This is a genomic window from Robertmurraya siralis, from assembly GCF_005502275.1.
Taxonomy (GTDB): domain Bacteria; phylum Bacillota; class Bacilli; order Bacillales; family Cytobacillaceae; genus Robertmurraya; species Robertmurraya siralis.
Genome location: NZ_SWLZ01000001.1, coordinates 276960 through 288579 on the forward strand (window position 1 = coordinate 276960; position 11620 = coordinate 288579).

The 11620-nt window shown below is 35.3% G+C and carries 10 protein-coding genes; 5 read left to right on the forward strand and 5 right to left on the reverse strand.

Translation table 11 applies throughout. The features are described from left to right. Nucleotides 1–75: 75 nt before the first annotated feature. Both FCJ93_RS01280 and FCJ93_RS01285 read right to left on the reverse strand, forming a co-directional pair. A complete protein-coding gene (locus tag FCJ93_RS01280; protein WP_095313583.1) occupies nt 76–393 on the reverse strand; it encodes a hypothetical protein in 318 nt (105 codons plus the stop codon). Between the two features lie 175 nt (nt 394–568). Continuing rightward, nucleotides 569–1744, reverse strand: coding sequence for an MFS transporter (locus FCJ93_RS01285; RefSeq protein ID WP_095313639.1), 1176 nt, complete (start codon nt 1742–1744; stop codon nt 569–571). Nucleotides 1745–1942: 198 nt separating this feature from the next. Here FCJ93_RS01285 and FCJ93_RS01290 point away from each other — a divergent pair, with 198 nt between their 5' ends. After that, nucleotides 1943–2932: a phosphotransferase enzyme family protein gene (locus FCJ93_RS01290; protein ID WP_095313581.1), complete on the forward strand. Its 990-nt coding sequence runs from the start codon at nt 1943–1945 to the stop codon at nt 2930–2932. Between the two features lie 176 nt (nt 2933–3108). Here the strand turns inward: FCJ93_RS01290 and FCJ93_RS01295 are convergent, their stop codons facing one another. Continuing rightward, complete coding sequence (locus tag FCJ93_RS01295) at nt 3109–4629, reverse strand: PAS domain-containing sensor histidine kinase (RefSeq protein WP_137742772.1); 1521 nt, start codon at nt 4627–4629, stop codon at nt 3109–3111. A gap of 670 nt (nt 4630–5299) precedes the next feature. Here FCJ93_RS01295 and FCJ93_RS01300 point away from each other — a divergent pair. Next, entirely contained in the window at nt 5300–5734 is a 435-nt protein-coding gene (locus FCJ93_RS01300) for a MarR family winged helix-turn-helix transcriptional regulator (protein ID WP_095313577.1), read from the forward strand. Nucleotides 5735–6005: 271 nt separating this feature from the next. Continuing rightward, a complete protein-coding gene (locus tag FCJ93_RS01305) occupies nt 6006–7700 on the forward strand; it encodes a M3 family oligoendopeptidase (RefSeq protein ID WP_137742773.1) in 1695 nt (564 codons plus the stop codon). 402 nt (nt 7701–8102) lie between these two features. Here FCJ93_RS01305 and FCJ93_RS01310 read toward each other — a convergent pair whose 3' ends face one another. Both FCJ93_RS01310 and FCJ93_RS01315 read right to left on the reverse strand, forming a co-directional pair. Beyond that, on the reverse strand, nt 8103–8810 hold the full coding sequence (locus tag FCJ93_RS01310) for a transglutaminase-like domain-containing protein (RefSeq protein WP_137742774.1): 708 nt from the start codon (nt 8808–8810) through the stop codon (nt 8103–8105). A gap of 44 nt (nt 8811–8854) precedes the next feature. Further along, nucleotides 8855–9610: a helix-turn-helix domain-containing protein gene (locus FCJ93_RS01315; RefSeq protein WP_137742775.1), complete on the reverse strand. Its 756-nt coding sequence runs from the start codon at nt 9608–9610 to the stop codon at nt 8855–8857. Between the two features lie 574 nt (nt 9611–10184). Here FCJ93_RS01315 and FCJ93_RS01320 point away from each other — a divergent pair. Continuing rightward, complete coding sequence (locus tag FCJ93_RS01320; RefSeq protein WP_095313567.1) at nt 10185–11147, forward strand: hypothetical protein; 963 nt, start codon at nt 10185–10187, stop codon at nt 11145–11147. A 12-nt stretch (nt 11148–11159) separates the two neighbouring features. Further along, nucleotides 11160–11606 (forward strand): cytochrome c maturation protein CcmE, encoded by a 447-nt coding sequence (locus FCJ93_RS01325; RefSeq protein WP_095313565.1) that lies wholly within the window; start codon nt 11160–11162, stop codon nt 11604–11606. The last annotated feature ends 14 nt before the right edge of the window (nt 11607–11620 follow it).

Here is an 11620-nt window from a genome sequence, read left to right on the forward strand (position 1 = left end):
TTTTCTTACTATCTGTATAGTTTTTCACATGGATTTTTAAAAAGAAGGGAGATGCTAATAGAAGAGTAAGTGAGGTTAGCCAATATTTTCAGTGGCAACAAAATTAAAATGGGGGTTTTTCATTTTCTCTGTTAATTTTGATGCTGCTTGACATGCTTTATGGAAGCAATTAAAACTTGAAGAAATATAATATGGTTTTTTCTCATGGAAATACCCATCAGAGTTTGCTTGATAAACGACGACATTCCAAATATAAAATTCAGAAACATCGGAAGGAGCATGCCCTTCTAATGCAATGAGCCAATGTGTAACATCACTTGATGGTATTTTGTCATTAAAGTTAATTGGGATGAGTTTCAATTGATAAAAATCGCGATAATTTTGGAAATGCATGGTGTAATTCCTCCTTTCCCATCATTTTTTATTTTGTATTATTATTATATATGGTAATGTAAGCAAATGTAGCTCTATTTTGTTACTAATTTTCGAAAAATTAAAACGATTAAACGAAAAAGAAACAGGAAAATACGAACAATAATGCTTGGTCGATGTTCCTGTTTGCAGAAATTTACTTTTTATCTTGTGGTAGGAATAATGTCAATACCCCTAAGATTGGGAGAAAGCCTGTCAAAATGATGGTTAACGTGATCCCAATTTGATCTGCTAAATATCCTAAAACTACTGAACCGATGGCTCCCATGCCAAATGCCAAACCGACTGTTAAACCAGACATTAATCCAATCTTTCCAGGGACAAGTTCCTGAGCATAAACAACTGTAACAGAGAAGCTTGACATGAGGACAAATCCTGTTAATGCCAAAAGGATAAAAGCAAAAGCTGGTGAAGCGAATGGAAGCAAAATGGATAATGGTAATGTTCCGATTAGTGATAGCAAAATAATGTTTCTTTTTCCAAAGCGGTCAGCTAAAGGTCCGCCAAAAAATGTCCCGATGGCTCCAGCTACTAAAAAGGCAAATAAATAAACCTGGGCTTTTTGTATGGAAAACTGGTAATTTTCAATCGCAAAGAACGCATAGTAATTGGTCATTCCAGATACGTACCATGAACGGGCAAAAATTAAAAATAAAAGCAGCGTTAAGTAGAGCCCAATTTTGTTTGAATAAGGGGAACTTATTGCAGTCGCTTCCTTGCCTTTTCGCTTTAAAATTTCTAAATCGAAGCGCAGCTTCTTTGTATACCAGTTTGCGATGTATACTAAAAGCAAAACGGCGATAGCCGCAACAAAAGTAAACCAGACTGCACCTCTTTGCCCTAATGGAACTAATATTAGAGCAGTAATGAGTGGAGCAAGTGCTTGCCCAGAATTTCCTCCTACTTGATAAATAGATTGAGCGAGGCCTCTCCTCTGTCCAGCGGCCATGTAAGCGACTCGCGAACCCTCTGGATGAAAAACGGCAGAGCCTATACCGATCAATAGGACAGACAAGACAATTGAAGCAAATGAGGGAGCAAAAGCGAGCCCAAATACTCCAATCAATGTGGATGTTAAACCTACTGGTAAAGCAAAAGGCATAGGTTTTTTATCAGTCATGATTCCAACGACTGGCTGCATAATGGAAGCAACCATATTTAGTGCAAAAGCGATAATTCCTAACTGTGTAAAGGTCAATCCCATCGATTTTTCAAGGATGGGAAACATAGCAGGAACAACTGCCTGAATAGAATCGTTTAATAAGTGGCAAATACCCATAATGATCAGAATTTTGTAATTCGTCTTCTCCATTTCCTTTTTGTATAGTTGAGAAGTTATTGCAGCTTGACTCAAAATTTATACCCTTCTTTCGAATAATGATAATGCTATCTTACAAGAAATTGGGATGAATTTGATCGATTTCGTAAAAAAAATTTAAAAGAATGAAGGATTTCACTTCGAGAAGAGGAATTAAATGAAGATGTTAATAATCAATCGGAGGGATTGGGCTTGGAAAAAAGAGTTGCTGATGTATTTACAGACGAAATTATGAAGACAGCCTTTCAACAGTTTTCAATTCAAAAAGAAATGCAAAAGCTTGGTGATTTTGAGAATTATGTTTATGAAGTAGTAAAGAATAAACAATCATATATTTTAAGGCTCACTCATAGTTCGCATAGAAGTCAGGAATCCATTTGTTCAGAATTGGATTGGATCAACTATCTTCACAATTGCGGGATGAATGTGCCAAAAGTCTACGAAACTGTTAAAGGCAAGCTTGTTGCAGCCATACGGGCAAGGGATGGTTCCTATTTTTTTGGGTCCTTATTCTCAAAGGCTCCAGGCAGTCCAGTCAAGGTTAATGATGAGAATTTTTCAAAGAAATTATTTTATCAATGGGGGAGTACGATTGGGAAAATTCATTCTGCAACGAAAGAGTATCACCGTGGGGAGGGAGTGAAAGAAAGGTTACATTGGAATGAAGATGAGCTACTTGCAATCGAGAGGTACATTCCTAAGGAAGAGGAGCTTGTTATTTCCAATGCGAAAAAGCTGATTGCAAACATTGAACGTTTAGAAAGAACGGCTGACCAATACGGCTTGATTCACTCTGATCTTCATCAAGGTAACTTCTTTTATGATGGAAAGGACATTCATGTATTTGATTTTGATGATTGTTGTTTTCACTGGTTTTGTTCAGATATTGCAATTCCAATATATTACGCCACTTTATTTCGTTATCCTGACAATAAGAAAGGCGAAAGGGATGCATTTGCTAGCATCTTTTTAGAGTCTTTCATAGCGGGCTATACAACAGAAAATAATTTGCCAGATGATTGGATAAAGCAAGTTTTACTTTTTTTGCGGTTAAGAGATGTAACACTATATTCTGTATTTCATAAGAAAATTGCCACAGAGGATCGAAGTGAGCGGGTCAAAGCTCTGTTAAAGGAAATAAGAGCACGCATTGAAAGGAATGAGCCGCTCATTAAATTATAGAATTTGTTGCTGTGAATATCTCTTTCAAATGAGGTATTTATATCCAGTTACTAGCAATTTTCAGCACTCGTCTCTCCTTTTTTATGGATACTCGACAAAAACGTTTTTTCATAAGAATGCAAAAGGCAGTTCTGTTTTGGATGAAAACAGGACTGCCTTTAAAAGAGGGGTGTTTGTTAAGAAGAACCTATTAAAGGTAGTTTAAGTGTGACTGTAGTTCCTTTATGTTCTTCGCTTGTGATTAAAATTTCTCCATTAAATGATTGTAAAATACGTTTGCACACGACTAGACCGAGTCCAGTTCCTGTTTCTTTTGAAGTATAAAAAGGAGTAAATATTTGCTCAATCACCTTTTCGTTGATTCCAACTCCTGTATCCGTAATGATAATTTCACAGAGATGGTTTTCTTTACGCAGTTCTATTGTCAGGATTCCATCGCATTTTATTTCGCCCTTCATTGCTTCAAAAGCATTTCTTGTAATATTTAAAATGACTTGCTTCATTTGGTCTTTTGTACATTTGACAAGAACTGGTTCTGGTACAACTTCGTAATGAAGATGGACTCTATTAAACGTTGCCTCCGATAAAATCAGTGGGTAAAGTTCTCTAAGAACACCAGAAATATCAACAATCTCCATTTTTTGCGCTGTCGGCTTCCCTAAGATTAGAAATTCACTCACAATTTCATTGATCCGCTCTATTTCTTTATCAATGACGGAAAAATACATGCGATCAGTCGGTTCATCGTATTTTTCACTAAGAAGCTGTACAAGCCCTTTAATCCCCGTTAATGGATTGCGGATTTCATGGGCGGTGCTGGCCGCTAAAGTGCCGACTAGTTCTAGCTTTTGCACCTCATTCTCTTTTCTTTCGATTGCTGCTTGACGCTTAAGCAATAAATAATTGATTAATAAAAATAGAATATGGGTGAGGATCAAATGAATTCCAATAATGATCAATGAATATATCGCAGTTTTTTCTTCCTCATCCACCTTCACTTTTATTTTCCATGGCAGACGCTCAATCGGGTAAGTGACCCATTTCTCCTCATTTGAAAGGTCTTCGATTTTATCGGTTTTTTTAATATTAAATGTCATTAATATATTTTCATTTGCACTCAACAGCAAAATTTTTGAGTCAGGTGTGAGAACTTTCATTAAGTTTTCAACGTAATCAATTCGTAACAGTGCCAATGATACTGCCATCAATTCATTGTTTCCGGCTAATATTGGATAGGAAATTCCAATGACCGTTTGTCCGTTTTCTAAAGAAAATGACTTATTTGAGATGATAACATCTTTTGTTTTCATCACTTCATCAACTAACTCTTTTTCAATATAGTTACTTTCGTGTAAATGCTGGTTTGAACCGGCAATAATCTCCCCATTTTTCCCTACTAAATAAATTCCCCCATAGCGTGGATCTGATTGGTGGGCTTTTTCGAGTAAAGGTTTCATTTGCTCTAAATCAGCGAATAGAGTTTTTGCGGTCATAGAGATCATTTCGAGGGAAGTAACGGTTCCGCTAATAAACTTATCCCAATGTGATTCATGAATCGAGGCAATCCAGTTGGCTTCATTTATTCGTTCATTTAAATTAATTATCGATCGTAAATGGATGAAATAAGAACTTCCAATAATGGTAGGAACAAATACGACAAAAATATAGATAATCAATAATTTCAGATGTTTTTTCATTCAGTGGCTCCAAAGCTTTATTCATTATTTAGTTAGGTTTGTTAAATAGAATTGTTGATAAAATGCTTTTTGGCTCATTGCATGTGAAACCAGAGAGAAAATAAGCCAAATATCAACACCGACATATAACAAAGCCTTTAGTTAAGTGAATTTGTTAATATACACACCTTATCAAATTTGAGCGAGAAATTGCAAAAAAGTACACATGCTGTTGATGGTCAAAGTTTGAGCAATTTCGCCATGTTAATTTCCAGCATAAAACAACAGCTTATGATGATGAATTTTAACAGTGCTTTAGATTTTGTAAAAACTGGATAGTTCACTAATATTATAGCATTAAATAACAGCGAATTATTTATAGAGACGAACTTTTTTGTCTGTGTTTAACTACGATTTTTGGTTCATTTGTGTGAAATCTTGGTTTCAAACGCTTTTTAATTATGCTGAATGGCCAAATAACACGACCAATATAACAGAGATTTTGATTTAGTAAGCCTTCACAATTTCCATAATAAAGTGAAAAGCTTCATGAAATTGACATAGAACAAGGGTTTTCTCTATAATAGTTTTAAATCAAGATATTATGGGACCTTCTCCTAATTCTCCTAATAATGATCTAAGTAGGCATAGGTCTTGAATAACTATATTTCGTTTAAAGGATTTGAGACAAATGAGTAACGATGAAATTAAACAATCTCTTAAGCTATTTATCGTATTATCCCGTGCCTATCGCGCGGTCAATGAAAATGTCAATAAATTAATTCATACTTATGGGTTAAATCCGACTGAGTTTGCTGTATTAGAATTGCTTTATCATAAAGGGGATCAACCTCTCCAACAAATTGGGGGAAAGATCCTTTTAGCAAGCGGTAGTATTACTTACGTGGTTGACAAACTGGAGGAAAAGGGATATTTAGTTCGTGTAGCTTGTCCAAGTGATAGAAGGGTTACGTTTGCGCAAATAACCGATAGTGGAAAGCAGTTCATCGAAGATGTTTTTCCTCAGCATGAACAAAAAATTCATGAAATAATGTCCGAACTTTCTAATGAGGAAAAAGGTGAAGCGATTGCCCTTTTGAAAAAATTGGGTTTATCTGTTTCGTAAGGAAGGCAATTGACATATTGCTGCAGAGTGTCGACAAAGGCCATCGAGAGGCAACCTCTCGATGGCCTTTGTCATTTTTGGATATTGGCTGTAAAAATCCGATCTAGTAAGCATCAATATTTTTTCAGATATCCTGAAAAGGTGAGTAAAAGAGGCAAAAATCAATACCGTCATTTAACAAAGCCCTATTTTTCTATTAAATAGACTGGTTTGTCTTTTTCTTGTATAATTACTTTGTAATTTCTAAATTTTTCGAATAGGGGGCTATTTAGTGGGATTTGAGCAGTTTACATATACGAGACCGGATTTAGAATCGATTGAAAGAAATTTTGAGGAATTGATTAAAAGTTTCAATGAAGCACAAACCGCTGATGGGCAAAATGAAATAATGAAAAAGATTAATGAAATTCGCAACGATGTTGGAACGATGTTTAATTTAGTCTATATTCGACATTCAATTGATACAAATGATGTATTTTATAAGCAAGAACAGGATGCCACCGATGAATTAGAGCCACAGATTGATGGGCTTGTGACAAAATATTATGAAGCATTAGTTCATTCGAAATTTCGCCCAGAGCTTGAAAAGAAATGGGGCAAACAGTTATTTGCTCTTGCAGAAGCACAACTAAAGGTTTTTTCGCCAGAAGTAGTGCCACTGCTGCAAACGGAAAATAAACTTTCAAGTGAATATACTAAGCTTATCGCTTCTGCGAAAATAATGTTTGAAGGTGAAGAAAGAACGCTTGCCCAATTAGAACCTTTTACAGAGTCAAAGGACCGAAGCATGAGAAAGAAGGCAAGTACTGCACGTTTTGGCTTTTTTGCAGAACATGAGGATGAATTGGATCGTATTTATGATGAATTAGTGAAGGTTCGTACAGAGATTGCTCAAAAACTTGGCTATAATAATTTTGTTGAACTAGCTTACTATAGAATGTACAGAACGGATTACAATGCGGAAATGGTTGCTAATTTTCGCAATCAAGTAAAAGAATTTATTGTCCCGATTGCTAGTAAATTAAGAAAACGCCAACAGGAAAGAATAGGCGTCAATTCTTTAAAGTTTTTTGATGAAGGATTTAATTTTACTTCTGGCAATGCGGTTCCGAAAGGCAATCCTGAATGGATTATTGACAACGGTCAACAGATGTATAATGAACTTTCCAAAGAGACGGGTGAATTCTTTCGATATATGAGAGAAGAGAACTTAATGGATCTTGTTGCAAAAAAGGGGAAAGCTGGAGGCGGCTACTGTACCTTGATCGAAAATTACAAAGCTCCGTTTATATTTTCTAATTTTAATGGTACTTCCGGTGATATTGATGTATTAACGCATGAAGCAGGCCATGCATTCCAAATTTATTTAAGCCGTCACTTTGACATTCCGGAGTATTATTGGCCAACATATGAAGCAGCAGAAATTCACTCTATGAGTATGGAGTTTTTCACTTGGCCATGGATGGAATTATTTTTTAAAGAAGATACAGAAAAGTATAAGTTTTCCCATTTGAGCTCAAGCCTATTATTTCTTCCCTACGGAGTTGCAGTAGATGAATTTCAGCATTGGGTATATGATCATCCGGAGGCAACTCCACAGGAACGGAAGGCAGTCTGGAGAGAAATTGAGAAGGCATACTTGCCGCATCGAGATTATGATGGCAATGTATATTTAGAAAATGGAGGATTTTGGCAGCGTCAAGGTCATATTTATAACTCCCCTTTTTATTATATTGATTACACTTTGGCTCAAATCTGTGCATTTCAATTCTGGAAGCGCTCCAGGGAAAACCATGAGGAAGCATGGAGTGACTATTTAAAGCTGTGTAAATTAGGGGGGAGTTTACCATTTACGGAACTTGTGAAGGAAGCAAACTTAATTTCTCCATTTAAAGAAGGCTGTGTACAGTCCGTAGTTGAAGAAATTGAAAAATGGTTAAACACTGTTGATGATAAAAGTTTATGATTGATTTGAGACTTTTGCCCTTTTCATTTTCTTTCGAACCAGTCCCAATATAAAAGGGCTGTCAGTTATATTTAAGATAAAAAAATACTAAGCAGATGGCTCAAACTGTCTTACTGCCCGCAAACGTTCACTTTCTTTGTTGCTTTCCTTGTTGGCTGCACTTCCCAGCAATATCAAAAGTACTTGGAATCTAAATAGCTTTAAATGCTTAAGTTCGGGCAGTAAGATTATTGACTATGGTTCCTCTCTCCTTTCAAGGCTTCATTGCGGTGATGTGACAAACGTTTTCAATCAGTTTAAAGCAAGTCCGCTTAGAAAGGAGATGACGGCTGCTTAAACCGACATAAAATAGAAGCGTAAAAGTGGTTTAATCTATTAATCTTTGTTCGTAAGATATATAGGTTATTTTTTGGATTCATTACGAATTTTTTCTATATTACGGTTCATAAGTTTACGTGCAATGTTCTGATAAATCCATTTTTTAAGTGGTGTCAGTTGCTGTTGATATTTCTCAAAGAATTCATCCGGTGAATTGAACACTCCGAAATCATGGTTGATCCCTTCTTTTTGAATATAGGTATCATTGACATTCCATTCTACTTGAGGATTTTGAAAGTTATCGGTAGCGGCGCCATATCCACAAAAGCTAGTTTGGCAATCGGAAAATTTTTCTTGGAGCTTTTTCAAATACTGATTGTCTAAAATGAAACCCTCCATGTTATACCACTGATCTTTATACAGTACTTCAACCCAACTGTGAACAATACTTTGTGGAGCAAGCCTGTAAATGACTCCTGTCATTGCTCCTTTTTGTAATTCCTTGTCAATGGTAAAACCATGAAATCTGCAAGGTATTCCAACTGCTCTTAGAAGAGCCATAAATAATGTACCTTTTGTATTACATTGTCCATAACCATCATTTAAGACTCTGGAGGCGGAAATCGTATCGTCTGTATTATATCCAAATACGATATCGTCACGTACAAAATTATAAATTTGTAAAATTTTTTGGAAATCATCATAATTTCCCCAGCTCTTTTCCATTATTAATCTTTGGATTGAGTTATGTTTAAAATTCAACATTTTAGTTTCTTGCAAATACTTATTCATTGTGTAACCCTCCTTATTTGCTTGATTACACATTATCAAAGTACTCATTGGAAAACTTTCAAAAACTCGCTATTTCTTAAAATATTTTTTGCAGACATTCCAGTCATCAATTTATTAGTATGTGCAAGATGTGAGGGAGTATTAAAGCCAGCATTGAGAGCCGCTGTGGTAATATTTTCCCCATTAAAAATTAACTCATATGCTCTCTGAAGTTTGCGCAAAACAATAAAGCTTTTTAATGGAATACCTGTTTCTGCTTTGAATAAATGTGCCAAACGGCTTTCAGAAAGTCCGATTCTCTTAGAAAGATACTTGATTTGAAGGATTTCATCTTCGGGCGTAAAGTCATCAAAAAGATTCAATACTTGTATCACTCGATCATCAAATGCTTTAAGATTATTATAAGAAAATGGAAAGATAACACTCTGAATAAAGAATTGAATAGCTTCATCCTTTTTCTGTTCTAGCATATTTCTGAAATTTTCTTGCATAATCCTATTTTTTTCGTATGGAATAACAAAGAAGGGGCGATTGTTTAGCAGCTCTCTCATTACTTGCCCAAGCTTTGTTGTAGGATCAATCAGCATGGTGAAATGAGGTTCTCCTTGGGTGTTAAATTTATGGGGGGTATCCATGTTAATAATAATGGAGCTGCACGGGATAGGTTGTCCATTAACTTCAATAGTTAATTCCTTTTGGCTGGATAAGAACATTTGCAATAACCAGTGTTTATGACACTCAGCTTCTATATTATTGGATATACCAATAAAATTTTTACCGTATTTCATAATATAGTTCATTATATCACCCTCTTTTTTGTACATATATCCGAAACTTGGAACATAATAATCCGTATCTTAAGCTTTTACTATCTAAGCCACCATTCAACATTGGAATCAAAGGATACTAATATCGCCACTTACTTTATATATTAATATACGCCAGCTTTTATTTTGCCATTTTGGCTTAATAAAATATATTTTTTACTAGGTTATTATCCGCATTTTTACTTTGTATTTTTTTAGTCCGCAGTAAAGTTTGAGTTAATGATACCAATAAAGTCGTTATCAAAATTTAATCATCCTGTTGATTCAAGAATGCGTCACTCTTTCGACACAGCGAGAGAGTGGCGCCTTTTGTATTTGCAAAACCTGTCAACGATAGGAAACATAAGGCTTGATTTGATTTAAGTGATCTTTATTTGTTCACAATTTGGTAATAGGATGATCATATTTTGTGCGATAGATCACAGAAGAGGAATTGATATAAATGATTGAATGATGGAGAGGAATTAGTTATTCATTAGCATTAATGTGAATAAGTTCACAAAAATGTCACTATTGTGTTCATAAAGGAAGAAAGGGTGTACACACATTGAAAAGATTATCGTTCTTATGGACGTTTGTTTTTTGTTTAAGTTTGATGGTAACGGGAAGTGCAACTGCAGAAGAAACAAAAGATTCACTGAAAATGGAAGAACTTACTGTCCAGATCTTGCCTGAGTATTCCTATCATCCAAAAGATAAGGAAGGAAAGCGACCGCCTTTGCTTGTTGGCTATCATGGTTCGTTATTAAATAATACAGACAAAGCACAGAAGGGAAAAATTCAGATTCCTCTTCCAACAAAGGAGAAGAATTTTAAAATAGGTTTTGTTGCAGATTACTCAGCCGATATGCGGGATATGTATGAAATTGAGTATGAATTGGATGAAAAAGAAGGCTTTATCTCATGGGAGACAAGTGAAGAAATTCAACCGCAGGAATTGTATCGCTTTGTGATTGAATATTATACAGACTCTATCGTTGATGGAGATAAAAAGACATTGGACTTTCATTTCGAAAGCTTTGCCGATATTGGTTTAATGAACTTAATTTTTGTGGAACCGCTAAAGACCGAAAGCTTTAAGCTTGAACCTGAAGCAGAAACGCACCAAAAAAATAGCTATAACATGAACATGTTTCTGTACCAAGTTCAAGGGATGAAAAAAGGAGACGAAAAATCAATAAAATTGGAATATGAACGAGCAGATGACCGAACAACAACGAAAATTATGGAAGAAATGGCAGGAAGTGCTGGAATGCAACAAGCCTCTGTGCGAAATAACGAGGAGAAGATTCCGACATGGTTGATTATTACTGTCATTAGCGTCATTACGGTTATGTCTGCTATTTTGCTTGTTTATTTTCTAAAAAAATACAGTGCAAAAACTAAGACAAAATTAAAGCAACCTAAAAATAAAGAGGAAAATCATGCAAAGAAAGCCAAGCTTCGTGAAATGCTGCTTGAAGGTACTATTACAGAGGAAGAATACAACGAATTAATGAAAAAAATATAGGAGGCTGAAGGAATGACTAAAAACAAAAAAATCATTACGGGCTTAATGCTTGCGGCAGTTGCCATTGCGATCATGATGTTCTCATCAATGCCCAGTGCAGGAAGTAAGGAAATATCGATTTCTGAATTAGAACAAAATAAAGCTGAATATGTTGGCGAATATTTAATGACACAAGGTCTATTAAATAAGGAGTCTATTAAATGGGATGCTGATAAAATTGAGCTTCAGTTCGAAATTTATGATGAAAATAATGTGTCACTACCCGTTTTTCATAAGGGAATTAAACCGGACAATTTTTCAGACGATATCATCGTAATCGTTGAGGGAATGCTCGATAAAAATGGCGTCTTTGAAGCTGAAAAGGTGCAAACGAAATGTCCTTCTAAATATGAAGGCGAAGATATGGAAAATTATGATGTCGAGACACATAAACAGATTTTAGGGGAGCAAAAAGATTAAGTCAGACAGGCGGT